Below are 25,857 nucleotides of genomic sequence, written 5' to 3'. Positions count from 1 at the left end.
GGAACTATGCCGTCAGCGGACCGACTTCGCCACTGAATCGAGGACGCCGTTGAGGAACTTCGCCTCGCGCGGGTCGAAGAAGGCATGGCAGACGTCGAGGTATTCGCTGATCGCCGCGCCGGTCGGAATGTCGGCGCGGGCCATGAGTTCGTAGGCGCCCGCGCGCATGATCTGCAGCATCGTCTTGTCGAGACGGCCGAGCGACCAGCCCTCGGTCAGCTTGGAGGCCAGCAGTTCGTCGATCTCGTCGCGGCGGGCGATGGTACCCTTCACGACGTCGTCGAAGAACGCGACTTCGGCCTGCGCGAACTGCGCGTCGTCGATCTCCATGCCGAGGCGGTGGCGGTGGAATTCGTCGAGCAGGGAGGCCATCGGGGTGCCCTCCATGTCGAACTGGTACAGCGCCTGGACGGCGGCGAGGCGCGCGGCGGCGCGCTTCTGCTTGGGATTGCTCATGAGTTCAGCCTTACGGAAATGGAGCGCGCGTGCGCGGGAAGCCCTTCCGCTTCGGCAAGGGCGACGGCGGCGGGGCCGATGGCCTCCAGCGCCGCGGAATCGAGCTGGATGAAGCTGGTCCGCTTCATGAAATCGAGGACCGAGAGGCCCGAGGAGAACCGCGCGCGGCGCCCGGTGGGCAGGACGTGGTTGGGCCCGGCGACGTAATCGCCGACCGCCTCGGGGGTCATGCGGCCGAGGAATACCGAACCGGCGTGCCGGATGCGGCGCATAAGGCTTTCGGGATCGTCAGTGGCGATCTCGACGTGTTCGGCGGCCAGCGCGTTGGCGAGCGCGGGCGCTTCGTCGAAGCTGGCGACGTCGACGATGACGCCGTTGACGCTCCAGCTTTCGCGGGCGGTCTTCTCGGTGGTGAGCGCGGCCAGTTCGATTTCGACTGCCTCAGCCACCGCATCGGCATAAGCCGCGTCGTCGGTGATGAGGATTGACTGCGAGGTCGGGTCGTGCTCGGCCTGGCTGAGCAGGTCGGCGGCGATCCGGCGCGGCTCGTTCTTGGCGTCCGCGATGACGAGGATTTCGCTGGGCCCCGCGACCATGTCGATGCCGACGACGCCGTAGAGCTGGCGCTTGGCCTCGGCCACCCAGGCATTGCCGGGGCCGGTTACCACATCGACGGGGGCGATGCGGTCGGTGCCATAGGCCAGCGCGCCGACAGCATGGGCACCGCCTACGCGCCACACTTCGTCCACGCCCGCAAGATGCGCGGCGGCGAGAACGAGCGGATTGACCTCGCCCTTCGGCGTCGGGGTGACGACGACGAGACGCTCGACGCCCGCAACCTTGGCGGGGATCGCGTTCATCAGCAGCGAGGACGGATAGGCCGCCCGCCCGCCGGGGACGTAGAGACCCGCCGCATCCACCGCATTCCACGTCGCGCCAAGGCGCACGCCGGCGGCATCGGTGTAGTCACGGTTTTCGGGCAACTGCGCGGCGTGGTAGGCGCGGATACGCTCTGCCGCGAGTTCCAGCGCTGCGCGCAAGGTCGGTTCGAGCGCGTCGAAGGCGGCCTTGCAGGTAGCGGCATCGACGTTCCAGCCGGTCTGGTCGAGGTCATGGCCGTCGAACTTCGCCGTGAGATCGGCAAGCGCTGCATCACCACGCTCGCGCACGTCCCGGAGGATCGCGGCGACGTCAGCGGCCACGTCAACCGCGCTCTCGCGGCGATCGGAGACGACGCGCGCGAAGGCCTCGGCGAAACCGGGGTCCTTGGCTGAAAGGCGCAGCATCAGGCGGCTTCCTTTTCCGCCACCAGCGCGCGGAAGGCCTCGACCAGTGCGGCGACGCGCTCGTCGGTCTTGAGGGCAGCGCGGTTGACGATCAGGCGCGCGGAAATGTCGAGGATGCGGCTCGTCTCGACCAGACCGTTTTCCTTCAGCGTGCGGCCGGTTGAGACGAGATCGACGATCCGGCTCGACAGGCCGAGGCAGGGCGCCAGTTCCATCGCGCCGTTCAGCTTTACGACTTCGGCCTGTACACCCAGCTTCTCGAAGTGGCGCCGGGTGAGGTTGGGATACTTGCTGGCGATGCGCAGGTGCGAGGGCAGCGCGCCGCCGGTCTCGCCCACCTTTTCGGCGACCGAGAGGCGGCAGTGGCCGATGTTCAGGTCCACGGGGGCGTAGAGGTCGGAATAGGCGAACTCCTCCACCACGTCCGAGCCAACGATGCCGACTTGCGCAGCGCCATGCGCGACGAACGTGGCGACGTCGAAGGCGCGCACGCGGATCAGGCGCATGTCGCTGTTTTCGCAAGCGAAGGAGAGCGCGCGCGACTTCTTGTCATGGAATTCCGCCTCGGGGATCACACCGGCGCGCGCCATGAGCGGCAATGCTTCGTCGAGGATTCGGCCCTTGGGCACGGCGAAAGTCAGAGGTGTCGGCATGGTGCGCGCCTTAGTCGGGCAAGGCGCAAAGGGCAACCGGGGTGTTTGCCCTGAGCAAGCTACAGGGCAACACGCCGTCATCCCAGCGAAAGCTGGGATCGCTGGCCGTGAACAACCCACCCAACGGCAGGGTGTTGTTCGGCCAGCTATCGCCTAAAGCATTGCCAGCGGTCCCAGCCTTCGCTGGGATGACGGGTGTATGTCTACGGGCTTCGCGCTTATTCCCCCGGCGCGCTGGCCTTGATCGCCACCGCATGGACGCGATTGCCGGGAATGTCGCCCAGCGCCGCATTTACCAGTCGCTGGCGCTGCAGACGTGAGACACCGGCGAACTGCGGGCTCTCGATCAGGATGGTGAAGTGCGATTCGCCGCTGCCGTCATCGCCGGTATGGCCGCGGTGCGTGGCGGAATCGTTGACCACGTCAAGCGACGTGGGAGCGAAGGCGGCGGTCAGAAGCTGCCGCATTTCCTGTTCGAGTGGTCCAGACATGGGGTTCCATTTAGGCGATCGATGTCCCATCTGGAAGCCGGTGAGACAGCATAGATTTCATGGAAGGTTCGAATCCACCGGTCACGAGTGCGCCTGGCCGGGGTGCGATGAGGCGGGCGAGTTTCGTGCTCCGGGCGGTCGGCCGTCCGGGTTCGATGGGCCGGGCGACTACCGCTGGTTCTGCCTCGAGCATGTGCGCCAGTTCAATTCGGGCTACGACTACTTCGAAGGCATGGAAGCAGAGGAGATCATGCGCGCCCAGTCGCCGCTCCACGGTTGGGAAACGCAGACCCGTGCGTTCCGGCCTGATGCGGGCGTGGATCAGGCGCCGAACTGGGCGAACTTCTCCGACCCGCTTGAGGCGATTCAGGCACGGGCGAGGGCGCATGTGAAGCGGCGCAGGGCTGACCTGAAGCCCGAAAACGCGCGCTTCACTCCGAACGAGCGCAAGGCTTTGGAGACGCTGGGGCTGGACGGGGACATCGACCGCAAGACCCTGCGGTTTCGCTATACGCGGCTTCTGCGGCAGTATCATCCCGACCACAACGGCGGCGATCACAGCCATGCCGCGCGGCTGCAGGGGGTGGTCGAGGCGTATCAGGTCCTCAAGAACGCGGCGGCTTTCGGGTAGGACCCATCTTGGCCCTACATTCCCCGTCACCCTAAACTTGTTTCAGGGTGACGAAGTGGAAAGAGGAGCAGGGCGCGTTATTCGTCCTCGCCCTCGCAGATCGCTGCCAATTGGTCCGCACAGGCGGCCCAGCCTTGCGTAAAGCCCATTTCCTCATGCTGCTTGCAGGTATCCGCGCTCCAGTGGCGGGCGGTGGCGGTATAGCGCGTGCCTTCGCCTTCCGGAGCGACTTCCCAGATGCCGATCATGAACGGCCCGCTCGGTTGGAGATCGTCCACCACCGCATCGGTCGAGGCGAAGCGGCGGCCTTCCTCATAGGCAAGGTAGATGCCGTTCTGGGGCATGACTTCGCCGTCAGGGCCGTACATCGTCATCTTGCAGACGCCGCCGGGGCGCTTGTCCTGTTCATCGACCTCGGCGCGCCATGGGGTAGGGCACCACCATTCGTTCTGGCGGTTGGCCATGACGTCCCACACTTTCGCAGGCGGTGCGGCGATGTAGCGGGTGACAGACAGTTCGTTGCTCATCGTTGTTCTCCTCAATCTCGATCAGGCGCGCCCAGAGGGAAGAACGCGCGGTACGGGCGGGCGGCCTCGACGCAGGCGCTGACCGGCGGCAGGGCGAGCAGGTGGGCGCGCCATTCCTTCAGGCGCGTGAATGTCTCGGCGATGGGGAGGACCCAGTCGGCGTAGAACAGCGAGGGCGCGGCGGCGCACTCGATCAGGGTAACCTGGCCTTGCGCCGGGTAGTACTGAAGCCAGCCCTCCAACCAGGCGTAACTGCGTTCCAGCCGTTCCCGCGCTTCGCCGATGCGGGTCATGTCCGGGTTTTCGGCATCGCGAATGTATTCGTTCACGACCTCCTGCATGTTGCCCATGACGTAGTTGTCGAAAACCCGGTCGAGCATGCGTACGCCGATCGCCGCTTCGGCATCGGAGGGCAGCAGGACATCCGGCTCGACATGGTGCAGTTGCAGGTGCTCGATGATCGAAGTCGCCTCGAAGATCAGGTTCTGGCCGTCCTGCAGGACCGGGAACTTGCCCGCTGGTCCGGCCATGGCGACGATCTTGCCATGATCGGGGTGATCGCCGTCGACGATGCGGAACTCATGTTCCAGCCCCGATCCCAGCAGCGCGATCTGCGCCTTCCAGGTGTAGGACGAGAAGGGGTGGCCGTAGAGTGCCAGCATCAGCCTTTCACCGCCGCCTCGATCGCGGCGATGTCGATCCTGCGCATCGTCATCATCGCTTCCATCGCGCGCTTGGCGGCGGCGCGGTCGGGGTTCGCCATGGCATCGGTGAGGGCGCGCGGGGTTATCTGCCAGTTGAGGCCCCACTTGTCCTTGCACCAGCCGCACATGCTTTCCGCCCCGCCGTTGCCGACGATGGCGTTCCAGTAGCGATCGGTCTCTTCCTGCGTGTCGGTGGCGACCTGGAACGAGAACGCCTCCGACTGCGGGAACTGCGGCCCGCCATTGAGGCCGATGCACTCGATCCCCATCACCGTGAATTCGACGACAAGTACGTTGCCCTGCTTGCCGTCAGGATAATCGGCGGGCGCGCGCTGGACGGAATCGACGCGGGTGTCGGGGAAGACGGTGGCGTAGAAGTTCGCAGCGTCCTCGGCGGTGCCGTCGTACCAGAGGCAGATCCGGTTTTTGGCCGTCATTTCTTCATCTCCTCTATCAGCTTGCCGTCGATGCCCTTGGCCGTGCGGTAGGCGGGGCGTTCCTGACAACGTTCGGCGTAAGCGACGAGCGGGGGCAGCGGCGGGATGATGCCGAAGGTCATGCCCCAGTCGATCGCGCTGCCGACATAGACGTCGGCCATGGTGAAGCGGGTGCCGCAGACCCAGTCGTCCTCGGCCAGCTTTTCCTCGATGGCGGCGAGGGTGCGTTCGAAACTGCCCCAGCCGGCCATCATCTCCTGCTGCGGCGTCGGCTCGAACTTGAGCGCGCGCGAGGTGATCGCCTGCTCGATCGGGCCGGAGGCGAAGAAGGTCCAGCGGTAGTAGTCCGCCATCTCGCCGTCGTTGGGAAGCAGGTGCGCTTCCGGGTTCATCTCCGCCAGGTAGAGGCAGATCGCGGCGGCCTCGGTGATGACGCGGTCGCCGTCATCGGCGTGATGGATCAGCGTCGGCACCTTGGCCATCGGGTTGGCGTCTAGGAACGCGGCGGGCTTGTCCTTCCAGTCGACGAGAACCTGTTCGTAGTCCGCCCCGGCCTCGTGCAGTGCCCAGCGGGCGATCTGTCCGCGCGACATCGGGTTGGTGAAGAAGGTGTAGTCGGCCATCGGGATTCTCCCTTAGATGAGGGTGGAACATTGATGGAACGAACAGGCGGCGTCAATCACCGCCTGCCCGGTTATCCGCGCGGGCCGACGAGGCCGAAGTACGCACCCTGCGGGTCGAAGGCATGGACGGTGTATTCGCCGGTCGGGATCTGCTGCGGCTCGCCCATCGGCTTGCCACCGCCGTCCTTCACCGCCGCCAGCGCCCGGTCGATGTCATCGACGCCGATGTAGTAGGTCCAGCCCGGCACCGGCATGAAATCCGCCTTGCGCATGACGGCACCGATCTGCACGTCCTCCAGCTGGAGGAAGCGGTAGTCGCCGAGCGGACCCATCGGCATCGCGCCCTGCTGGGTCCAGCCGAAGTACGTGGTGTAGAAGGCCACCGCCGCATCGTCGTCCGGCGTGACGAGCTCGTTCCAGCGCACCGTCTGCGGCTTGTCCACGCTGAACACGTCGCTGGTGGCGTCGGGATCGTCGGCGGGCGGTTCCGGCGTCATCACGTAGAACGCGGCGCCCTGCGGATCGGTCACCATGGCGAAGCGGCCGACACCCTCCATGGTGGTGGCAGGCACGTGGACGGAGCCGCCCTCGGCCGTGATCTCGGCCACCTTGGCATCCACGTCCGGCACGTAGATGTAGCCCATCCAGCCGGGCTTCGCGCCCTGACCGATCATTGCGTCGTCGAGTGCGAAGACGCCGCCGGTATAGCCGCAGCCCGCGCCGCCGCCATCGATGCGCTCGATCATGCGGTAGTCCATGCCGGAATCGCCGGTCATTTCCGGCATGACGTTGGCGCCGATCTTCCAGCCGACGACGCTGCCGTAGAACGCGGCCGCGGCGTCGGAATCGCTGGTCATCAACTCGTACCAGATGAAGCTGCCTACAGGGTTGCCCATGGCTCAGCCTCCCAGCGTGACGACAGGCTGGAAGCCGCCGTAGATCATGCGCATGCCGTCGAAAGGCATGGGGTTCTTCTCCGGATCCATGCGCGGGTCGGTGTTCATCGCGTCCATGACCGCAGCCATGCCCTTTTCGCGGGTCTCCTTGTCGGGCCATTCGATCCACGAGAAGACCACCGCCTCGTCCTCCTTGCACTCCACCGCCCGGAAGAAGTCGGTCTGCTTGCCTTCGGGCACGTCGTCCTGCCAGCATTCGAGAACGCGGGTGGCGCCGTGCTCCATGAAGACGGCGTCGCCCATCTCGGCGTGGGCGATGAACTTGTCCTTGTTCGCCTTGGGGACGGCGATCACGAAACCTTCTACGTAGGTCATGTCAGACTCCTTCCTTGGCAGGGTTTTCGGCCTTGGCTTTGGTCTTCGGATCATGCTCGGCGAAAGGCGCGAGTTGCGCCTCCAGCGCACGCTGAAACGCAGGGCGAGCTATGCCGCGCTCGACGTACGCCGCGAGTGCGGGCGTCGGCGCCAGCACGGACGGGTCGGGGATGGCGCGCAGGATCGTGGTCATCGCGATATCGGCGATCGAGAAGTCCCCGGCCAGCCACTCGTCGTCGCCCAGCGCCGTTTCGAGGCGCTTTAGGCGGCCTTCCAGCGCGGTAGTGAGGGAAGGACGGCGCAGCGGCGCCCAGTCCTCCTTGCGCGAGAAGAACGTGCAGTTGACGAACTCCATCACGAAAGGCTCGATCGAGTTGAACGCGCCGAACAACCAACTCAGGACTTTTGCCCGTTCCTGCGAGCCGGTCGGAGGCAGGGCGGCCGCCTTCTCGGCGAGATGGATGAGCGTTGCGCCGCTTTCGAATATCCCGACCTCGCCGTCACGGACGAAGGGCACCTGCCCCCAGGGCTGGTCGTCATAGTACCATTCGGGACGCTCGATCGCGCTGATCAGGCGCACCTTGTAGGGCAGGGCGTATTCCTCGCAGGCCCAGCGCGGGCGCAAGTCGCGGACCTGCCCCTGCGCGAAGGAGGGCACCCATTCGTAGGCGGTGATCTCTATCTGTGAGGTCGGATCGATAGGCATCGTCTTCTCCCTCTCCCGTTTCTTTATGTCACGCCGTGGTCGGGATTTCCATTTCCCCCGAGGCGGCGGCAGGGTCCATCCACATCGTCTCCCAGACATGCCCGTCGAGGTCGGTGAAGGCGTGGCTGACCATGAAGCCATAGTCCTGTGGCGGATTGATGTCGGGCGTGCCGCCTGCCGCCGCAGCCTTGGCCTTCATCTCCGCAGCTTCTTCCTTGCTTTCACATGCAAGGCACAGCGCCACTTCGCTGGAGCCGGTGTCGGGGATCGGGCGGTCGGTGAAGGTGCGCCATTTGTCGTGCGTCAGGATCATCACGAAGATGGATTCCGACCACACCATGCAGGCCGCCGTGTCATCGGTGAAGCGCGGCTCGTTGGTGAAGCCGAGCGCCGTGTAGAACGCCTTGGAGCGCTCCAGATCGGTGACGGGGAGGTTCACGAAGATCATGCGTGCCATCTGCTCTCTCCTTCAGAAGGGCGAATCGCCTCTTGCCCGAACCTGACCTCAGTGGTAACTAAAAGCAACCATGAAGTCACAAAAAGAAACCATACGTTCGGAAAGCGCGACGGACAGTGTGAAACGCGCACATGGCCGCTGGTATGGGGATGCCTGCGGGGCGGCTTTCGCGATGGAACTCATCGGCGAACGCTGGTCGCTGCCGATCATACGCGAGATGATGCTCGGCCCTCGCCGTTTCTCGGAGATCCGCGCCGAATTGCCGGGCCTGAGCGCCAAGACGCTGACCGAGCGGCTGGAGAGCCTCGAAGGAACCGGTATCGTCGCGCGCGAAGTGCTGCCGCCGCCCGCTTCGGTGCAGGTCTATCGACTCACCGAATGGGGCCTGGCGCTGGAGCCCGTCATGCAGGAACTGGGGCGATGGGCGGTGCGCTCGACCCTCCACGATCCCACGCTGCCGATCACGCCGGTCTCGCTGATGCTCTCGCTGCGCACGATGATCCATCCCGAGCGGATCGGCGATCTGGCACTGACGGTGCGCTTCGAGGTGGGTGTCAGCAAATTCACCGGGCGGCTGGGGCAGGGCGATCTGGCGATCCATCCCTCCAGCAATGGCGATCCGGAACCCGATCTGGTCTTCGCGGCCGAGGGCGGGTTCCCGTTCCTCGCGGTATTCTACGGCAAGTGGCCGCGCGAGGAGGTTCAGGCACTGCGGATCGAAGGCGACCCATCGCTGGTCCAGCGCTTCGTCGATCTGTTCAGCCTCCCTCCCAAATGCGCGAGTTGAGCAAGGCAAGTCGCCCAAACCTTATTGCGATGCAGCGGCCGGTCCTATACGCGATGCCCTACGATGACTGACTCCAAGACCCAGACCGAGAATCGCGACGCCACCATACTGGCCGCTCCCGACATCGAACTCGACGTGCGCGAGACTTTCGGGATCGACATCGACATGAAGGTCCCGGCCTTCTCCGTGGCCGACGAGCGCGTGCCCGATCTCGACGAAACGTACGTGTTCGACCCGGACACCACGCTCGCGATCCTGGCGGGCTTTGCCTTCAACCGCCGCGTCATGGTGCAGGGCTACCACGGCACCGGCAAGTCGACGCACATCGAACAGGTCGCGGCGCGCCTCAAGTGGCCGTGTATCCGCATCAACCTCGACGCGCACATCAGTCGCATCGACCTGATCGGCCGCGACGCCATCGTCCTGCGCGGCGGCATGCAGGTGACCGAGTTCCGCGAGGGCCTGCTGCCATGGGCACTGCAGCACCCTGTCGCGCTGGTGTTCGACGAATACGACGCGGGCCGCCCGGACGTGATGTTCGTGATCCAGCGCATCCTCGAAACCGAGGGCAAGCTGACCCTGCTCGACCAGAACCGCGTGATCCGTCCGGACAAGCACTTTCGCCTGTTCGCGACCGCCAACACGGTGGGTCTTGGCGACACCTCGGGCCTGTACCACGGCACTCAGCAGATCAACCAGGGCCAGATGGACCGCTGGAACCTCGTCGTGGCGCTCAACTACCTGCCGCACGCCACCGAGACCGGCATCGTCGCCGCCAAGGTGCCGCAGATCGACAAGTCGGTGATCGCCAATATGGTCAAGGTCGCGGATTTCTCGCGCCAGGGCTTCATGAACGGCGACATCTCGACGGTGATGAGCCCGCGCACGGTCATCACCTGGGCGCAGAACGCGGCGATCTTCAACGACGTCGGCTTCGCCTTCCGCCTCTCGTTCCTGAACAAGTGCGACGAGACCGAGCGCATGCTGGTGGCCGAATACTACCAGCGCGTATTCGGGCAGGATCTGCCGGAAAGCGTCGTCGCCAAGGCGTAAGCCTGAAGGTGTTCGAAGATGCAAAAAACGGGCGTGCTCCCAAGGGAGTGCGCCCGTTTTTTTCATATCACCGGTGGAGATTGAAATGGCTGGGATGATATTCACGGTTCCCTTGCTGCTGGCGGCGCAGGGCTTAGCGGTCAGCCGCGTTCCGGTTTATTTCCCGGCTTCGCTGAGTGAGCAGATCCCGCAATGTCGGCATCAGGGCAAAGTCCGAAGCGCGGCACAGCTCAGTGCGTTCGAGCGGGAATGGTATTCGCGCTTCCTGTATGCGGCAAAGGAGCCGTCGCTTGCGGAAATGGCGGGCACCGGCAACGCATTGGGCAGCGTGATCCGTTTTACCTGGCTACGAAGCTTCCATGCACCCGTAGTAGTGCGTGTGATGGGGCTGGGGACAGCGGCACCGCGGCTGGTCGCGACCGCGCTGACGGGACGGGGCGGCTATGACCCCGGTGTGCCCGGCCCGGCCCTCGATCGTCCGTTGCGCAAGGAGGAAGCCGCCATGCTGGAAGCGGCATTGGCGGGATCGTGGCTGACAGTGGTATCCTCGGTCGCGAACCGTCGGCCTGTCCTCAAGGAATGTGGTATTGCCGATCCGCTGGGTACGGATGGCGCGGAATGGGTGCTTGAGGCGGTCGACGCCAAGGGCTACCGCTTCGACAAGGCGTGGAGCCCCCGCATCGGCAAAGTGCGCGACATCGGATTGGCGATGCTGAAGCTGACCGGCTGGTCTATCGATCCGGTCTATTGAGGCGTTCTGCTCGGCCGGTTCACGCCTCGGGATAGACCGCCCGGACGAAGTAGAGCCCGTCCGGTGGCGCATTGAGGCCGAGCTTCCGGCGATCGCGCGCGGCAAGCGCCTCGCGCAGATCCTCCTCGCTCCACCGCCCCATGCCGACGAGCGCGAGGCAGCCGACCATCGAGCGCACCTGATGGTGCAGGAAACTGCGCGCTTCCGCCTCGATCAGCACCATCTCGCCCTCGCGCCGCACTTCCAGCCGGTCGAGCGTCTTGAGCGGCGAACTCGACTGGCAATGCGCCGAACGGAACGTGGTGAAATCGTGCAGTCCCACAAGTATCTGCGCGGCACGGTGCATCGCCTCGGCATCGAGCGACTTGGGCACCATCCATGCCTTGCCCTTCTCCAGCGTCAGCGGGGCACGGCGATTGGCGATGCGGTAGATGTAGGCGCGGCCGACGCAGGAAAACCGCGCGTGCCAGTCGTCGGGCACGACCTCGCAGGACAGGACCGCGATGGGATGAGGCCGCAACCTGTCGTTGAGTGCCCCCAGCAGTTTATACGCCTCGAACGGCTTCGCGATGTCGATATGAGCGCGCATTCCGAGCGCGTGGACTCCGGCATCGGTGCGCCCGGCCGCGTGCATGATGGCGCGCTCGCCGGTGACCGCGAAAGCCGCATCCTCGACCGACTGCTGTACCGAGGGACCATGGGCTTGCCGCTGCAGCCCCATGAACGGGCTGCCGTCGAATTCGAGAGTGAGCGCAAAACGGGTCATTTCGCCCCGCCGATACAGGACTGGTGCCGCCGCGCAATGGGCTTGGCGTCCTGCACATCCGGTGTCACCATCCGCTCACCGGGAAAGGAACCTGCCATGGCCGAGAACAAAGAGCCCCGCTTCCAGATCTTCCGCGGCGCCGATGCCCCCGCGCTGGAAGAGTGCGACTGCATGACTTACGAGGGTGATACGCCCAACCTCGCCGCCGCCCAGCCATTGCTGATGGAGGCGATGCAGGTGAGGGGCGAATATGCCGACGTCCCCTACCGCCGCGAGGATATGAGCCTCGCGCGGCTATGGGTGAAGAGCGGTTTCCCGTTGCCGCTCCACAGCCACGACTGCGATTGCCTCTATTACATCGTCGCCGGCTCGATCCGCATGGGCACCGAGACGCTGGCTGCTGGCGACGGCTTCTTCGTCGGCGCCGAAGTGCCCTATGCCTACACCGCAGGCCCGGAAGGCGCCGAAGTCCTCGAATTTCGGGGCACCGACAGCTTCAACATCCGCGTCCGGGACAAGCCCCTCAGCGCATGGGAAAAGACCGCCGCGACCTTGCGCGAAGGCCACGCCCGTTGGGCCGACGAAGTGCCGCCGCAGCGCCGGATGCCCGAGAAGGCCTAAACTCAGGCCAGCTTCGTGCCTGCCGGAATGGGGCGTCCGCGCAGCAGGTCGGCTACGTCCATGGCCGGCTTGCCCGCGCGCTGGATGCGGGTGACCTGCAGCGCCTGTTCCCCACACGCGACCGTCAGAGCATCGTCGAGCGTGCTGCCCGCCTCGCCGGAGCCCTCGACGATCCGCGCCGCCAGCACCTTGTAGCGCTCGCCGTCCAGTTCGAAGAACGCGCCCGGCACGGGCATGAAGGCGCGCACCTGACGCTCCACGTCGACCGCGCTTGCGGTGAAATCGAGTCGCGCTTCGGCCTTGTCGATCTTGCGCGCGTAAGTCACCCCGTCCTCCGGCTGCTTCACCGCGCGGTGAACGGCGAGGTCGCGTAGGGTGCCGACCAGCAGTTGCGCACCCCGTTCCGCAAGTTCGGAGGTCAGTTCCCCGGCCGTCTTCGCGTCGATCGTTGTGCGCAGCGTCGCCAGCATCGGTCCGGTATCGAGCCCGGCTTCCATCTGCATAATGGTGATCCCCGTGGTCGGATCGCCTGCGAGAATCGCCCGCTGGATCGGCGCCGCACCGCGCCAGCGCGGCAGGATCGAGGCATGGATGTTGAGGCACCCGAGGCGCGGCGCATCCAGCACCGCCTGCGGCAGTATCAGCCCATAAGCCGCGACGACGGCAATGTCTGCTTCCAGCGCGGCGAAGGCGGCTTGCTCTTCCGCCCCCTTCAGCGAAACCGGATGGCGCACTTCGATCCCGCGCGCTTCGGTTTCCCGTTGCACGGGCGAGGGCGTCAGTTCCTTGCCCCGCCGTCCGCCGGGTCGCGGTGGCTGCGTATAGGCAGCCACGACCTCGTGCCCCGCCTCGACAAGAGCAACCAGAGCGGGGACCGCAAAATCGGGCGTTCCCATGAAGATGATACGCATGATGTGGGGAACTCCTGAGCGGGCTTTCTAAGATCAGGCGCAGGCCCTATCTCCCGATCCATGGCATCGCAAGAGATCGAGACGCTGACCGCCGCCCTGTCGCGCCTGCCCGGCCTCGGCCCGCGTTCGGCGCGCCGTGCCGTCCTGTGGCTGATCAAGCGGCGGGAAACCTCGCTGGTGCAACTCCTGGAGGCGCTGGACGCCGTGCGCGAGGCGCTGGTCGAGTGCCGGACCTGCGGCAACGTCGATACCACCGACCCCTGCGGCATCTGCGCCGACCCCCGCCGCGACGCACGCTCGATCTGCGTGGTCGAGGAAGTCGCCGACCTCTGGGCGCTTGACCGCGCGCGCCTGTTCACCGGGCGCTATCACGTGCTCGGCGGCCGCCTCTCGGCGCTGGACGGCGTCCGCCCCGAAGACCTGGCGATCGACAGCCTGCTGCGCCGGATCGGGGAGGGCGGTATCGATGAAGTGCTCCTCGCGATGAACGCCACGCTCGAAGGCCAGACCACTGCGCACTACATCGCCGAGCGGCTTGAAGGCTTCCCGGTGCGGGTAACGCAACTGGCGCACGGCCTGCCGGTCGGCGGCGAACTCGACTATCTCGACGAGGGCACACTGGCCCAGGCGATCCGCGCTCGTCGTCCTGTCGCCTGACGCGATTTCGGCCTGCGGTGCCTGATCTTGCGAAATCGGGCTTTCGCGATTATCTGGCGCAGATGGCTATCCGCGAAATCCTCGAAGTTCCCGACCAGCGCCTCAAGCAGGTCTCGGCCCCCGTCGAAAAGTTCGACGACGAGCTTAAAACGCTCGTCGATGACATGTTCGAAACGATGTACCACGCTCCCGGCATCGGTCTCGCCGCGATCCAGGTCGGCGTTCCGCTCCGTGTACTGGTGATCGACCTCCAGCCTGACGACGAGGACGCCGAGCCGGAAGTCTGCACGTCGCATGGCGATCACCACCACACGCATCAGCCGACCAAGAAGGAACCCCGGATCTTCATCAATCCGGAAATCCTCGATCCGTCCGAAGACCATATCGTCTATCAGGAAGGCTGCCTCTCGGTCCCCGAGATCTTCGCCGATGTGGAGCGGCCCTCGCGCATCCGCGCACGCTGGCAGGATCTCGACGGCAAGGTGCACGAGGAGGACATGGACGGTCTTCTCGCGATCTGCCTCCAGCACGAGATGGACCACCTCGAAGGCATCCTCTTCATCGACCATCTCTCGCGCCTGAAGCGCCAGATGGCGCTCAAGAAGCTCGAAAAGCTGCGCAAGGCCGCCTGATTTCTTCCGGGGCGTTTCGCGCCCCGGTGGAAAATCGCCGTCGAGGACTGGAGTTCCTGAAATGTTCCAGTTAGGCTGGAGCCATGGAACTTGTAGTCGCCACGATTCTCGCTCTCGTCATCGGCCTCGCTGCAGGCTGGTTTTTCGGTTCGCGCCCGACCGCGCAATGGCGGGCGCAAGCCGAAGCGCGTGAGCGTGAGGCACGCGAAGGCGACGCCAAATATTTACGTACTTTCGCCGATCTTGAAGCCGCGCGCGAGCGGGCCGGGCGGGCCGATGCGCTCGAGCAGGCGCTCGACCGCGCACGCACCGACCATGAAGCCCTGACCGAACGCCTGCGTCATGACGGCGCCGCAGCGGTCGAACGTACCCGTGCAGAGCTGACGCAGGTTCTCGACAAGACCCGCACCGAACATGCCGCACGCGTGGACGGGTTGCTGCGTGAACAGCGCGGCTTGTCGGACGAACTTTCGACCCTGCGGGAAAAGTCGGCGAACTTCGACGAGCAGAAGCGCCTGCTGCTCGAAGCGCAGGAAGCCTTGCGCAAGGAGTTCGAGAACGCCGGTGCGAAAGTGCTGGCTGGCGCGCAGGAGGCATTCCTGCGCCGCGCGGGAGAGCGTTTCGAGCAGAGCGAGAAGGCTAGTGCCGAACGCCTCAATTCGATCCTTACGCCGGTTGGCCAGCGCCTCAAGAGCTACGAGGATCAGGTGGCGGCATTGGAGGCCAAGCGCGTCGATGCCTTCGGCCAGCTCACCGGTCAGATCGAGGCGCTGCGCGTCGGGCAGGAACTGGTGCGCGCGGAGGCTGTGCGGCTCGGTAACTCGCTGCGCAACGCGCCCAAGGCGCGCGGACGCTGGGGCGAACAGCAGCTCAAGAACGTGCTCGAACAGTGCGGGTTGACCGAGCATACCGACTTCGAGACCGAGCAGTCGATCAATACCGAGGAGGGCCGCCTACGCCCCGACGCAATCGTGCGCATTCCAGGCAACAAGCAACTGGTGATCGACGCGAAGGTCTCGCTCAACGCCTATCAGGATGCCTTCGAGGCCGAGGACGAGGCCGGGCGCCTCGCCTTCATGGGCCAGCACGCGGCATCGATGCGCAACCACATCCAGACGCTCGGCGCCAAGAGCTACCAGAGCCAGTTCGAGAATGCGCCGGATTACGTGATCATGTTCGTGCCGGGCGAACACTTCATCGCCGCCGCCCTCGACCATGATTCGGGCCTCTGGGACTTCGCATTCGACCGCAAGGTGCTGCTGGCGAGCCCGACGAACCTCGTCGCGATCGCCCGCACGATTGCACAAGTCTGGCAGCAGGAAGGGCTTGCCCGCGAAGCGCGCGAGATCGGCAAGCTGGGCGCAGACCTCTACGACAGCCTCGCCAAGACTCAGGACGACTTGTCCAAGGTCGGTGTGCACATGGGCCGCGCGGTCAACAGCTTCAACGACTTCGCCCGCACTTACGAGGGCAACGTGATGAGCCGAGCCCGCCGCCTCAGCGAAAAGCACATCAAGATTGGCAAGCGCGAGATTTCCGATGACGTCCCATCGATCGAAGCCGCCCCGCGCTATGCTGATACCGGCATTCAGATCGAGGATAGTAGCGAGGAAGCCGCCGAGGCTGCGGAGTAACTCGCTGGAACAAAGCGTATAGTCGTCGTCATTCCCGCGAAGGCGGGAACCCATTTCCTGACGGCGCCGATGGAACCTGCGTCAGATGGTTTCACGATGAGGGCGGGTGCCTCGATTTGATGGTCTGACGTGATCTACCCTTCGTCATTGCGAGCGCAGCGAAGCAATCCAGGGTGGCTCAAGACTACTTTGGATTGCTTCGCTGCGCTCGCAATGACTATTCTACGTAAAGTGTAATGCTCTTGAGGCGCCCGGCTTAGTCGGCCGCGCGCGTCAGTTCTGCGATGTGGCCACTCGACTGCAGGATCATCCGCTTGCCCTCCACCGTCACGCGCGGCGTTGCGGCGAGCAGGGCGCTGACGGCATTGCCCTGTTCCCATGAGGCACTTGGGCAGACGGCTTCGGTCTGGTCGAAAGGCCCGGCGATCAGGCGTTCCGCCTCCATCCGCCAGGGTCCCTTGAGCTGGTTGCAGCCGACCTGCACCAGAAGGTGCTCGCCTTCGAACGCAACTTGAGCGCCAGCGTCCTCAGGGGCGCGACCGTCGATCGCGGCGAAGTGCCATTGGCTGCCCACCCAGTTTTCTCCCGCAGGACCGCGCTGGGTGAGGTGTCCTGCGTCGGAGCATCCGGCCAGCAGGAGCGGACAGAGAAGGAGGGCGAGTCGTCGCATCACCCATCGAGTCTTACGCCCGAGAGGTGAGGATGGGATGAACGCGGAGCCTCAGGATCTCCGCAGATGCGCGAGTGCCTCGTAGGCAAGAACCGCGCCCGCGACGGCGGCGTTCAGGCTGTCTGCGCGGCCCAGCATCGGCATGGTAACGCGCAGGTCGCAGGCTTGCTCGTAATCGGCCGGAAGCCCCTGCGATTCGTTGCCGACCATGAGGAAGCACGGCGCAGCATAAGGCGCCTGCCGATAGTCGGTCGGGTCGCGCAGCGAGGCTGCAACCAGTTGGCCATCACCGCCGCGCAGCCAGTCCTGGAATTCCTCCCAGCGCGCGATGGCGATCTTCTGGGTAAAGATCGCGCCCATGCTGGCGCGTACCGCCTCGACCGAGAACGGATCGGCGCAATCGTCGATGAGGATGAGGCCGCCCGCACCCACGGCGTCGCCGGTGCGCAGCATGGTGCCCAGATTGCCCGGATCGCGCAGGGCCTGCGCCACCAGCCAGATCGGCGAACTGGCTCGGTCGAGGTTCGCGAGGCGCGTGTCGAATTCGGCGAAGACGCCCGCGACGGCCTGCGGATTATCCTTGCCGGTAACTTTGGCGAGGATTTCCACGTCCATCTCGACGATCTCTCCGCCCGCCGCCGCTACGGCGGTCTCAAGGGCGTCGAGCAGCGGATGCGGATCGCGGCCGATGGCCATGACCAGCATCTCCGGCAGCACGCCGCATTCGCGCGCATCGGTGAGCAGGCGTAGGCCTTCCGCCAGAAAGCGCTTCTCGCGCTTGCGGTGCTTCTTGTCGCGAAGCGAGCGCAGGAATTTGACGAGGGGATTGGAAAAGCCGGTGATCGTGCGGCGCTCGATGCCGCCCGGCGAATAGGGGGTGCTCACTCTTCGCCGAAGCCGTCGCGTACCAGACCCGCCAGAACCGCCAGCGCGGCATCGGCGCCGTTGCCTGAACAGGCGATTTCGATGGTGTCGCCCTTCGCCGCGCCCAGCATCATCAGGCCGAGGATCGAGCCGCCTTCAGCGGACATGCCGTCCTTGCTGACCGTCACCGAAACCCCGCCCGGCAGATCGGCGACGTGGCCTACGAACTTGGCGCTGGCGCGGGCATGGAGGCCGCGCTTGTTGACGATCAGGACCGAATCGCGAAAGTCGCTCATGCGTCCTGACCCAGATATTCGCTAGCGATCGTGATGTAGTTGCGGCCCGCATCGCGCGCGGCGGCGACCGCTTCGCGCACCGGCATGCAGCCGCGCGCCTTGGCGAGGCGGATCAGCATCGGCAGGTTGATCCCGGCGATCACTTCGACCTTGCCAGCCTGCATCAGCGAGATCGCGAGGTTGGAGGGCGTGCCGCCGAACAGGTCGGTGAGGACGATCACGCCTTCGCCGCTGTCCACCTTTTCAATGGCGTCGGCGATTTCGGAGCGGCGGCGTTCCATGTCGTCGTTCGGGCCGATACAGACGGTCTCGACATCGGCCTGATCGCCGACGACGTGTTCCATCGCGTGTACGAACTCCTCGGCGAGATTGCCGTGAGTAACCAGAATCATGCCGATCATGCCGGGAGTGCGCTCCGAAATTCCTGCAATCGCACCCGGTTCATGTCTCTATTTTCCACGCCGCAGACCCCCTTCGAGAAGATCCGCCGCCCGTGAGCCCAGGTTGCGGTGCAGCAATGTGGGCGAAAATCCCGATTGACGCAAGACCGCTGCGATCTGTTCTGCGGTGAATACCGAACGATGTTTCCCTCCGGTACAGCCGAAGGCGATGTGGACATAGGCTTTGCCCTGTGCCCGGTAGCGGGGAAGCAGCAGGAGGATGAGATCGCGGATGCGGGCGAAGGCCTCGTCCCAGGCCGGGTCCTTGCGGATATAGTCGCCTACAGGCGCGTCCTGCCCCGTCTGAGGGCGCAGTTCGGTATCCCAGTGCGGGTTGTCGAGAAAGCGCATGTCGAAGACGAGGTCGGCGACTGGCGGCATCCCGCGAGAGAAACCGAAACTGGAGACGGTGACGGTGAGTTCGTCGGCGGTGCTCTCGGCGAAACGCTCGCGAATCGACCGCTGCAGGTCGTTCGAGGTGAATTCGGTGGTCTCGATCAGCAGGTCCGCCCAGCGGCGCAGCGGCGCCAGCAGTTCGCGTTCCGCCCGGATGCCGGTGGAGACCGGCGCATCGGCGGCGAGGGCATGGCGGCGGCGCGTTTCGTTGTAGCGGCGTTCGAGTTCCTTGCTGGAGCAGTCGAGGAACATCGTGGTGATTTCGAGGTCGCGGCGTTCGCTGAGGCTTTTGACCTGCGCGATCACGCGCTCGGGATCGAAGCCCCGGGTACGCGAATCGAAACCGATGGCGAGCGGCGTGGGATCGCCTTCGGGGGCGCCGTCGATGAGCGCTTCGAGCATGCGGACCGGGAAATTGTCGACGATTTCCCAGCCAAGGTCTTCCAGCACGCGCAAGGCCGTCGTCTTGCCCGCACCCAGCATGCCCGTAACCAGCAGCAAGCGCTGCGGATTTCCCACTTTAGTCCCCATCGTCGCTATCTGCGCCTTGCCGCCGGGAAAGGGAAGGGGCCAAAAGGCCGTCCCCGCCGTGCGAGGGGCTTTATACAGGCAGCCCGTAGCGTTGCAGGGCAAGTTCCGCCTTGATCGCGAGCACCGGGTCGTGTGGTGCAAGGCGGATGAGGGGCGCCTCGACGCCGCCGATCGCGATGCTCTCAGCCTTTTCGATGTAGCGCGGTGCGGAGCCGTCGAGATGCAGGACGAGCGCGACCGCGACTTTCTCGGTGCAGTCGTGCGGGATCAGGCCGAGGTTGCGGACTTCCAGCAGGCCGCGTGTGCGGGGGTGGGGGCCGGCGAAGAGCCATCCATCGCGAGCTTCGAGCATCACGGAGTCGTCGCCGACCAGCATCGCGCCCCGGTCGATCAGGGCCAGCGCAAGGCTGGATTTTCCCGAGCCCGGAGCGCCTTCGATCAGGATGGCGCGGTTGCCGATGGCAACGCAGGTCGATTGCCGGGCTTCGGCGCTCATGCCTCGTTCTCCCACCGCGGCAGGGAGATGACCAGCCGTGCGCCGGGCTGGCCGTCGGTGCGGTCGGTGGCGATCAGGCGGCCGAAGTGGGCTTCAACGATGGTGCGCGCGATGGCGAGGCCGAGGCCGCTGTGGGTGCCGAATTCCTCGCGGGAGGGGCGCAGCGAGTGGAAGCGTTCGAACACGCGTTCGCGCGATGCTTCGGGAATGCCGGGTCCGTGGTCGGCGACGGCGATCTTCACGCGGTTGTCGATGTGCGACAGGGTGATCTCGATCGGGCCGTCCGGGGGTGAGAACGACACGGCATTGTCGATGAGGTTCTGCAGGACGCGTTCGAGGCGTGGCGGGTCGCCGGGTACGGTCAGTTCGGCATCCTCGATCGTCACGGTGACCGGGCTGGAGCCGTTGACGCCGCGCTGGTCGCGCTCGGCGACGAGGTTCTGGACGAGGCGGCCCATGTCCAGCGGCTCGAACGTGGTGCGGCTGAGCTGGGCGTCGATGCGGCTTGCGTCTGCGATCTCGGTGACGAGGAAGTCGATCCGGCGCACGTCGTCCTGCGCGATGCCGAGGAGCTGGCGGCGCAAGTCGGGCTGGTCGACCCGGTCGAGCGTTTCCAGCGCACTGCGCAGGGAGGTCAGGGGGTTCTTGAGCTCGTGGGCGACATCGGCGGCGAAGCTCTCGACCGCGTCGATTCGCTGGCGCAGGGCGCCGCTCATGTCGGAGATGGCGCGGGCGAGGAGGCCGATTTCGTCGCGACGGTCGGGCAGGCGCGGGACGATGACGCTGCGGTCGCGGCCGAGGCGCACGCGCACGGCGGCCCGCACCAGCTTGCGCAGCGGCTCGACGATGGTGCGAGCGAGGAACAGCGAGAGCAGGATCGAGACGCCCAGCGCGCCGCCGACGATGATGGCGAGCGTCTGGCGGGCCATGCGCACGTTCTCTGTGATGTCGCGGGCGTTGCGGGTCACCAGCAGCGCGGAACCGTCGGTGCCGACGGGCGTGGCGGCGATGATGACGGGGGTGCGGTCGGGCGCGGCCTTGTGGTTGATCCAGGTTTCCCGGCCGACCAAAGCCGCGCGGACTTCGGGCCAGCCGCGCGCGCTGGTGTCGGTCGGGTCGCGGTAATCGGCGATTTCCGGGGCGCCGAGGATGAAGTCCATCCCCCGGTCGAGCATTCGCGCGGCGTCCTGCAACCAGGGTTCGGAGGCCGGGTCGATCAGGCGATAGGAGGGCGGCGCCAGCGTGAAGCTGTCGCCTACGAGTTCGCCACGGCTGTCGAACAGGCGCAGGCGCAGATCCTGCTCCGTGCCGATGCGGGTGATCAGCGCGAGCCGACCGGCGGAACTTTCGTCGGCAAGCGCGTCGGCGGTGATCTCCGCCTCGGACTTGGCGAGCCGGTAGCGCTCGGCGAGCAGTTCGTTGCGATAGCTGTCGATATAGAACAGGCTGCCGGCCATCAGGGCGAGGGCGATGAAGTTGACCGCGAGGATGCGCGCGGTCAGCGATACGCGCCAGGACAGGAGAAGCCGTGCCGGACGTCGCCGGCGGGAGCGGGATCGCTCAGCCATCGGCGAAGGAATAGCCGGCGCCGTAGAGCGTGTCGATCGCGCCGAATTCGGGATCGACGGCGCGGAACTTGCGGCGCAGGCGCTTGATGTGGCTGTCGATGGTCCGGTCGTCCACGTAGACGTCGTCGCTGTAGGCGGCGTCCATCAGCTGGTTGCGGCTTTTTACGACGCCCGGGCGCAGCGCCAGGGCTTCGAGGATCAGGAATTCGGTGACGGTGAGCGAGACGGGCTTGCCGTCCCAGGTGACCTGATGCCGCGCCGGATCGAGCGCAAGCCTGCCACGCAAGACGGGGTCGGGCATGTCTGCCCCGGAGGCTTCCTCGGGCGGCGCCTTGGCCAGTTCGCTGCGGCGCAGGATGGCCCGGATGCGCGCGACGAGCAGGCGCTGGCTGAAGGGCTTGGCGATGTAGTCGTCGGCGCCCATCGCAAGGCCCAGGGCCTCGTCCGGCTCCTCGTCCTTGGACGTCAGGAAGATCACCGGAAGCGACGACTGCGCGCGTAGCACCTTGAGCAATTCGAGGCCGTCCATGCGCGGCATCTTCACGTCGAAGATCGCCAGGTCGGGCGGGTTATCGAGGAGAGCCTTCAGCGCCGTTTCGCCGTCCGCGTAGACGCGCGTGGCGAAACCTTCGGCATGAAGACTGATCGACAAGGTGGTGAGGATGTTGCGGTCGTCATCGACGAGCGCGATCGTCTGCTGGCGCGGCGTGTCGGCGGGAGCCACGGGCGGCAGCATCGGCGCATCGTCGGCAGGAGCATTCAAAGGATCGGCCATTGGCGCGGCGACGGTGCTTTCTGCTGCGTGGGCCAGCCTGACTAGCGGCTCTCCATACACATGGCAAATTCTCGCGCTGCGGGCATTAAATGTAAGGTCCAATAACCCTTGATGGTTCCAATTGAAGTCAATTTGACGGAAAAGAGAGCTCCGCTTAGTCGGCGGCACGATTCTTGCGCAGGAATCGACTTAGCGTCAGCGGGAATACCCGTAGCGACGCCATCTTTTGGAGGAGATGACATTGACCACCCTTAACCATCCGCTCTCGAAACAGGGCATAGAGACGAAGGCCCAGATCTTCGCGAACCTCGGTACGGCCCCTCTGGTCGAGCATGCGGTGAAGAACGGGGAGGGCGTGCTTTCGGCCGATGGTCCCTTCGTCGTCGCCACGGGCAAGCACACCGGCCGCTCGGCGAAGGACAAGTTCATCGTCAAGGACGCCGAGACGGAAAGCACCGTATGGTGGGGCAAGACCAACGTGCCGATGACGCCGGAGCACTTCGCGGCGCTCAAGGAGGATTTCCTCGCGGCGCTGGGTGAGAAGGACACGCTCTACGTCGCCGACCTGTTCGGCGGTTCGCAGCCGGAACACCGCGTCAACGTGCGCGTGATCAACGAGTTCGCGTGGCACAACCTGTTCATCCGCACCCTGCTGGTGCGTCCGACCGCGACCGAGCTGGAGGGCTTCGCGCCGGAATACACCATCATCGACCTGCCGAGCTTCCGCGCCGATCCCGCGCGCCACGGTTCGCGTTCGGAAACGGTGATCGCGGTGAACTTCACCGAGAAGCTGATCCTGATCGGCGGCACCGCCTATGCGGGCGAGATGAAGAAGTCGGTCTTCGGCATCCTCAACTACCTGCTGCCGGTGAAGGGCGTGATGCCGATGCACTGCTCGGCCAACATCGGCCCGGACGGCGATACGGCGGTGTTCTTCGGGCTTTCGGGCACCGGCAAGACCACGCTTTCGGCCGACGCCTCGCGCACGCTGATCGGCGATGACGAGCATGGCTGGTCGGACACCGCCGTGTTCAACTTCGAGGGCGGCTGCTACGCCAAGATGATCCGCCTGTCCGAAGAGGCCGAGCCGGAAATCTACGCCACCACCCGCCGCTTCGGCACGGTGCTGGAGAACGTCGTGATCGACCCGGTGACCCGCAAGATCGACCTCGACGACAACTCGCTGGCGGAGAACAGCCGCGGTTCCTACCCGATCGACTTCATTCCGAACTGCTCGGAGAAGAACCTCGGGCCGGTGCCGCAGAACCTGATCTTCCTCACCGCCGACGCTTACGGCGTGCTGCCTCCGATCGCGCGGCTGACGCCCGATCAGGCGATGTATCACTTCCTTTCGGGCTACACCGCGCGCGTCGCGGGCACCGAGATCGGCGTGACCGAGCCGGAAGCGACGTTCTCGACGTGCTTCGGCGCGCCGTTCATGCCGCGTCATCCCTCGGTCTACGGCAATCTCCTCAAGGAGCGCATCGCCAAGGGCGGCGTGAAGTGCTGGCTGGTGAACACCGGCTGGTCGGGCGGCAAGGCGACCATGGAAGGCATCAAGCGCATGCCGATCAAGGCGACCCGCGCGCTGCTCAATGCCGCGCTCGACGGCAGCCTGAACGATGCCGAGTTCCGGGAAGACCCGAACTTCGGCTTCGAGGTTCCGGTGGCGGTGCCGGGCGTCGATACCAAGCTGCTCGATCCGCGCGGTGCGTGGGCGGACGGTGCGGAGTACGACAAGACCGCGCAGACGCTGGTGAAGCAGTTCATCGACAACTTCGAGCAGTTCGAAGAGCACGTCGATGAGGGCGTCCGCAAGGCGGCTCCCGTCGCGGCCTGAGGCTGGCGGTAACGCATGAGAAAGGCCCCGGAACTGCGGTTCCGGGGCCTTTTTTCCTGAGGGCAAAGCACCCCAGCCTCGCTACTACCATAAGCTGATCAACCCACCGTTCGTCATTGCGAGCGTAGCGAAGCAATCCAGGGCAGTTGAACGCCGTCCTGGATTGCTTCGCTACGCTCGCAATGAGGAAGTTATCGCTTACGGCTGCACGGGTTCCGGCACGATGGACGGAGTGGGTGCGGGAACCCCCGGCGTGCTTGTCGTAGGAGCAGCGGCTTCCGGCACTGTTGCCTCCGGAGCAGCGGTCTCCGCCGCCGGGGCTTCCGGTGCGGCTTGTTCCGACGCCTTCGACTTGCCCGCCGTCTTCATGCCGGGTCCGTAGACAGGAACGACGCCCGGCGTGACCCGGCCGTGCAGTGCCTCGATTTCTGCCTTGCGCTGTTGCAGGTAGAGTTCGCGATAAGCCGCGTACGGGTTCTCTTCCTCGCGGATGCGGCGGATTTCGTCGTCGAAGGCGGCGCGCTCGCCAAGCTGGCTGAGGATGGTAGAGGGGATCACCACCTCGGGCTTGTTGAACGGCGAGCCTACGACGGCGGGCAGCAGCGCCCGGTCGACGGTGTCGCCGATGATGTCGCGCAGCGTCGTCGGGCCGACGATCGGCAGGTAGAAGTACGGCCCCGGTCCAACGCCGTAATAGCCCAGCACGTTCGCCAGACCATTGGGACGGTACGGCAGGTTGAACGGCTTGCGCTTGGCCATGTCGACGAAGCCCGCCGCGCCGATCGTGGTGTTGATCGCGAAGCGGCCCACCGTCTCGGCGGCCTTGCCGGGCTTCAGTTCCAGCAGGTAGGCGACGAAGACGACCGGCTCGGTCAGGTTCGAGAAGAAGTTGCGCAGGCCCTGGCGCACCGGGCGCGGCAGGCCCTTGTTGTAGACCTTCGCTACCGGTTCGAGCACGGCCTTGTCGACCGCCTGCACGGTCTGGAACGACTTCTCGTTGATGCGCTCCAGCGGGTCGCCCGGCGGGGGCGGCTTGCGCGGCATCACGATGATTTCATTGCCGGTCTGCGCGGTATCGGCAGGTGCTTCTGCCTGCTCGGCCGGAGCGGGCACGGCGGCGTCAGTCGCCGGCTGCGCAGGCGCTGCCTGTGCATCGGTGGCCGCGTCTGCAGCGGGCTGGGAAAAGGTCGTCGCTTCGGTCGTTACCGGGGTCGTAGCCGGAACACCGGCCTCGGGGGCGACCGAGCTTATCATCACCGCGACAGCGGCAGCCGTCAGGCTCATGCGTTAGTCCTTGTCGGGCTCTCGCGCCCACAGCGTCAGAATACACCCCGGCTCAGGCTGCCCCCAACCATACGCAAGTGTGACTAGGAGCGCTATCCTCCGCTGCCCTATTCGTCAATTGCGTGCCTTGCATCTTATCCCCGCGAAAGGGCAGGCAGGCGCGCGGGACATGGGCGGCGAATGGGGACATTTCATGCCTTCCGTTCGTCACGCCATGGTCCCATATTCAACGGGTCCATCATTGGAGTGAGACACATGGGACTTTTCGACGGCATTCTCGGTCAGGTCAGCGAACACGCGGACGTGACCAATCTCGCGACGAAGCTGGGGCTCGATCCGGCCGTGGCGGAAAAGGCGATTGCCGCACTCGGCATCGCGCACCAGCAGGACGGTGACACCGCGCAGCTGGCGGCGGAGCGCAGCGGCCTCGACGTGGGCACGATCCAGCAACTGATCAGCCAGATCGGCGGCGAAGGTTCGCTGACCCAGTTCGCCAGCGCCATCGCCTCCGACCCCGGCAAGGCGGCCAGCTTCTTCGACAAGGACGGCGACGGCAGCGTCATGGACGACCTCGCCGGCATGGCGAAGGGCCTGTTCGGCAAGTCGTGAACTCACGAACCCTCCCGGATCCCGTCCGGGAGGG

At 65.5% G+C, this 25,857-nt stretch carries 33 protein-coding genes; 10 read left to right on the top strand and 23 right to left on the bottom strand.

Annotation, left to right across the window (positions count from 1 at the left end; all coding sequences use genetic code 11):
• Positions 1–12: 12 nt before the first annotated feature.
• The 4 genes from nusB to QRN25_RS07945 all read right to left on the bottom strand — a co-directional run bounded on the left by nusB (position 13) and on the right by QRN25_RS07945 (position 2,886).
• Entirely contained in the window at positions 13–456 is a 444-nt protein-coding gene (gene nusB / locus QRN25_RS07960; protein WP_008829494.1) for a transcription antitermination factor NusB, read from the bottom strand.
• Complete coding sequence (gene hisD, locus QRN25_RS07955; protein ID WP_285018505.1) at positions 453–1,742, bottom strand: histidinol dehydrogenase; 1,290 nt, start codon at positions 1,740–1,742, stop codon at positions 453–455. The genes nusB and hisD overlap by 4 nt, the downstream gene beginning before the upstream one ends.
• The gene (gene hisG, locus QRN25_RS07950; RefSeq protein ID WP_271183439.1) at positions 1,742–2,395 is read right to left on the bottom strand and encodes an ATP phosphoribosyltransferase; all 654 of its coding nucleotides are present in this window, start codon (positions 2,393–2,395) and stop codon (positions 1,742–1,744) included. Before hisG ends, hisD begins: the two co-directional genes overlap by 1 nt.
• Positions 2,396–2,613: 218 nt before the next feature.
• Complete coding sequence (locus tag QRN25_RS07945; protein WP_008829491.1) at positions 2,614–2,886, bottom strand: BolA family protein; 273 nt, start codon at positions 2,884–2,886, stop codon at positions 2,614–2,616.
• A 40-nt stretch (positions 2,887–2,926) separates the two neighbouring features.
• Between QRN25_RS07945 and QRN25_RS07940 the strand changes: the two genes are divergently transcribed.
• Positions 2,927–3,517 carry a J domain-containing protein gene (locus tag QRN25_RS07940; protein ID WP_271183438.1) on the top strand — a complete coding sequence of 197 codons (591 nt, stop codon included), beginning with the start codon at positions 2,927–2,929 and terminating at the stop codon, positions 3,515–3,517.
• Positions 3,518–3,594: 77 nt separating this feature from the next.
• On the opposite strand, the gene QRN25_RS07935 is transcribed toward QRN25_RS07940, so the two are convergent.
• The 8 genes from QRN25_RS07935 to QRN25_RS07900 form a co-directional block, all read right to left on the bottom strand.
• Positions 3,595–4,044, bottom strand: a complete 450-nt coding sequence (locus tag QRN25_RS07935; RefSeq protein WP_285018499.1) for an SRPBCC domain-containing protein — start codon at positions 4,042–4,044, stop codon at positions 3,595–3,597.
• Between the two features lie 11 nt (positions 4,045–4,055).
• Positions 4,056–4,706, bottom strand: a complete 651-nt coding sequence (locus QRN25_RS07930; protein WP_285018498.1) for a glutathione S-transferase family protein — start codon at positions 4,704–4,706, stop codon at positions 4,056–4,058.
• On the bottom strand, positions 4,706–5,185 hold the full coding sequence (locus QRN25_RS07925; RefSeq protein WP_285018497.1) for a VOC family protein: 480 nt from the start codon (positions 5,183–5,185) through the stop codon (positions 4,706–4,708). Before QRN25_RS07925 ends, QRN25_RS07930 begins: the two co-directional genes overlap by 1 nt.
• Positions 5,182–5,808, bottom strand: coding sequence for a glutathione S-transferase family protein (locus QRN25_RS07920; protein ID WP_271183435.1), 627 nt, complete (start codon positions 5,806–5,808; stop codon positions 5,182–5,184). Before QRN25_RS07920 ends, QRN25_RS07925 begins: the two co-directional genes overlap by 4 nt.
• A 71-nt stretch (positions 5,809–5,879) precedes the next feature.
• Positions 5,880–6,704: a VOC family protein gene (locus QRN25_RS07915; protein WP_285018495.1), complete on the bottom strand. Its 825-nt coding sequence runs from the start codon at positions 6,702–6,704 to the stop codon at positions 5,880–5,882.
• Between the two features lie 3 nt (positions 6,705–6,707).
• Positions 6,708–7,079, bottom strand: coding sequence for a DUF1428 domain-containing protein (locus tag QRN25_RS07910; RefSeq protein ID WP_036524583.1), 372 nt, complete (start codon positions 7,077–7,079; stop codon positions 6,708–6,710).
• 1 nt (position 7,080) lies between these two features.
• On the bottom strand, positions 7,081–7,785 hold the full coding sequence (locus tag QRN25_RS07905) for a glutathione S-transferase family protein (protein ID WP_285018492.1): 705 nt from the start codon (positions 7,783–7,785) through the stop codon (positions 7,081–7,083).
• 28 nt (positions 7,786–7,813) lie between these two features.
• Complete coding sequence (locus QRN25_RS07900; RefSeq protein WP_036524588.1) at positions 7,814–8,242, bottom strand: VOC family protein; 429 nt, start codon at positions 8,240–8,242, stop codon at positions 7,814–7,816.
• Positions 8,243–8,312: 70 nt separating this feature from the next.
• On the opposite strand from QRN25_RS07900, the gene QRN25_RS07895 reads away from it, so the two are divergent.
• The 3 genes from QRN25_RS07895 (at position 8,313) to QRN25_RS07885 (ending at position 10,833) form a co-directional block, all read left to right on the top strand.
• Positions 8,313–9,029, top strand: coding sequence for a winged helix-turn-helix transcriptional regulator (locus QRN25_RS07895; protein ID WP_285018489.1), 717 nt, complete (start codon positions 8,313–8,315; stop codon positions 9,027–9,029).
• Between the two features lie 63 nt (positions 9,030–9,092).
• Positions 9,093–10,082: a cobaltochelatase subunit CobS gene (cobS, locus tag QRN25_RS07890; RefSeq protein WP_285018487.1), complete on the top strand. Its 990-nt coding sequence runs from the start codon at positions 9,093–9,095 to the stop codon at positions 10,080–10,082.
• Between the two features lie 85 nt (positions 10,083–10,167).
• A complete protein-coding gene (locus QRN25_RS07885) occupies positions 10,168–10,833 on the top strand; it encodes a hypothetical protein (protein WP_285018486.1) in 666 nt (221 codons plus the stop codon).
• A gap of 19 nt (positions 10,834–10,852) precedes the next feature.
• Here QRN25_RS07885 and truA read toward each other — a convergent pair whose 3' ends face one another.
• A complete protein-coding gene (gene truA / locus QRN25_RS07880; protein WP_285018484.1) occupies positions 10,853–11,599 on the bottom strand; it encodes a tRNA pseudouridine(38-40) synthase TruA in 747 nt (248 codons plus the stop codon).
• 96 nt (positions 11,600–11,695) lie between these two features.
• On the opposite strand from truA, the gene QRN25_RS07875 reads away from it, so the two are divergent.
• Positions 11,696–12,220 (top strand): cupin domain-containing protein, encoded by a 525-nt coding sequence (locus tag QRN25_RS07875; protein ID WP_285018482.1) that lies wholly within the window; start codon positions 11,696–11,698, stop codon positions 12,218–12,220.
• A gap of 2 nt (positions 12,221–12,222) precedes the next feature.
• Here the strand turns inward: QRN25_RS07875 and fmt are convergent, their stop codons facing one another.
• The gene (fmt, locus tag QRN25_RS07870; RefSeq protein WP_285018480.1) at positions 12,223–13,131 is read right to left on the bottom strand and encodes a methionyl-tRNA formyltransferase; all 909 of its coding nucleotides are present in this window, start codon (positions 13,129–13,131) and stop codon (positions 12,223–12,225) included.
• A gap of 60 nt (positions 13,132–13,191) precedes the next feature.
• Here fmt and recR point away from each other — a divergent pair, with 60 nt between their 5' ends.
• The 3 genes from recR to QRN25_RS07855 all read left to right on the top strand — a co-directional run bounded on the left by recR (position 13,192) and on the right by QRN25_RS07855 (position 16,054).
• The gene (gene recR / locus QRN25_RS07865; RefSeq protein WP_285018478.1) at positions 13,192–13,788 is read left to right on the top strand and encodes a recombination mediator RecR; all 597 of its coding nucleotides are present in this window, start codon (positions 13,192–13,194) and stop codon (positions 13,786–13,788) included.
• Between the two features lie 62 nt (positions 13,789–13,850).
• Positions 13,851–14,420 carry a peptide deformylase gene (gene def / locus QRN25_RS07860; protein ID WP_285018651.1) on the top strand — a complete coding sequence of 190 codons (570 nt, stop codon included), beginning with the start codon at positions 13,851–13,853 and terminating at the stop codon, positions 14,418–14,420.
• An 83-nt stretch (positions 14,421–14,503) separates the two neighbouring features.
• Positions 14,504–16,054: a DNA recombination protein RmuC gene (locus tag QRN25_RS07855; protein ID WP_285018475.1), complete on the top strand. Its 1,551-nt coding sequence runs from the start codon at positions 14,504–14,506 to the stop codon at positions 16,052–16,054.
• Between the two features lie 256 nt (positions 16,055–16,310).
• Here the strand turns inward: QRN25_RS07855 and QRN25_RS07850 are convergent, their stop codons facing one another.
• The 8 genes from QRN25_RS07850 to QRN25_RS07815 form a co-directional block, all read right to left on the bottom strand.
• Entirely contained in the window at positions 16,311–16,724 is a 414-nt protein-coding gene (locus QRN25_RS07850; RefSeq protein ID WP_285018473.1) for an META domain-containing protein, read from the bottom strand.
• Between the two features lie 51 nt (positions 16,725–16,775).
• Complete coding sequence (locus QRN25_RS07845) at positions 16,776–17,609, bottom strand: TrmH family RNA methyltransferase (protein WP_285018471.1); 834 nt, start codon at positions 17,607–17,609, stop codon at positions 16,776–16,778.
• On the bottom strand, positions 17,606–17,884 hold the full coding sequence (locus QRN25_RS07840) for an HPr family phosphocarrier protein (RefSeq protein ID WP_285018468.1): 279 nt from the start codon (positions 17,882–17,884) through the stop codon (positions 17,606–17,608). Before QRN25_RS07840 ends, QRN25_RS07845 begins: the two co-directional genes overlap by 4 nt.
• Positions 17,881–18,285: a PTS sugar transporter subunit IIA gene (locus QRN25_RS07835; RefSeq protein ID WP_008829470.1), complete on the bottom strand. Its 405-nt coding sequence runs from the start codon at positions 18,283–18,285 to the stop codon at positions 17,881–17,883. Before QRN25_RS07835 ends, QRN25_RS07840 begins: the two co-directional genes overlap by 4 nt.
• 48 nt (positions 18,286–18,333) lie before the next feature.
• Positions 18,334–19,251, bottom strand: coding sequence for an RNase adapter RapZ (rapZ, locus tag QRN25_RS07830; RefSeq protein ID WP_036524610.1), 918 nt, complete (start codon positions 19,249–19,251; stop codon positions 18,334–18,336).
• A 70-nt stretch (positions 19,252–19,321) separates the two neighbouring features.
• Entirely contained in the window at positions 19,322–19,747 is a 426-nt protein-coding gene (locus QRN25_RS07825) for an HPr kinase/phosphorylase (protein WP_285018463.1), read from the bottom strand.
• Positions 19,744–21,315: a sensor histidine kinase gene (locus tag QRN25_RS07820; RefSeq protein ID WP_285018461.1), complete on the bottom strand. Its 1,572-nt coding sequence runs from the start codon at positions 21,313–21,315 to the stop codon at positions 19,744–19,746. Before QRN25_RS07820 ends, QRN25_RS07825 begins: the two co-directional genes overlap by 4 nt.
• On the bottom strand, positions 21,308–22,051 hold the full coding sequence (locus QRN25_RS07815) for a response regulator transcription factor (RefSeq protein ID WP_271183528.1): 744 nt from the start codon (positions 22,049–22,051) through the stop codon (positions 21,308–21,310). Before QRN25_RS07815 ends, QRN25_RS07820 begins: the two co-directional genes overlap by 8 nt.
• Before the next feature lie 274 nt (positions 22,052–22,325).
• Between QRN25_RS07815 and QRN25_RS07810 the strand changes: the two genes are divergently transcribed.
• On the top strand, positions 22,326–23,930 hold the full coding sequence (locus tag QRN25_RS07810; protein ID WP_285018458.1) for a phosphoenolpyruvate carboxykinase: 1,605 nt from the start codon (positions 22,326–22,328) through the stop codon (positions 23,928–23,930).
• A 198-nt stretch (positions 23,931–24,128) separates the two neighbouring features.
• Here QRN25_RS07810 and QRN25_RS07805 read toward each other — a convergent pair whose 3' ends face one another.
• Positions 24,129–25,214 (bottom strand): MlaA family lipoprotein, encoded by a 1,086-nt coding sequence (locus QRN25_RS07805; protein WP_285018456.1) that lies wholly within the window; start codon positions 25,212–25,214, stop codon positions 24,129–24,131.
• A gap of 255 nt (positions 25,215–25,469) precedes the next feature.
• Between QRN25_RS07805 and QRN25_RS07800 the strand changes: the two genes are divergently transcribed.
• The gene (locus tag QRN25_RS07800; protein ID WP_008829463.1) at positions 25,470–25,823 is read left to right on the top strand and encodes a hypothetical protein; all 354 of its coding nucleotides are present in this window, start codon (positions 25,470–25,472) and stop codon (positions 25,821–25,823) included.
• Positions 25,824–25,857 lie beyond the last annotated feature (34 nt).

This window comes from Novosphingobium sp. fls2-241-R2A-195 (assembly GCF_030209485.1).
Classification (GTDB): domain Bacteria; phylum Pseudomonadota; class Alphaproteobacteria; order Sphingomonadales; family Sphingomonadaceae; genus Novosphingobium; species Novosphingobium resinovorum.
Note: the sequence above shows the minus strand (reverse complement) of the source record. Positions and strands in the feature narration are given on the sequence as shown.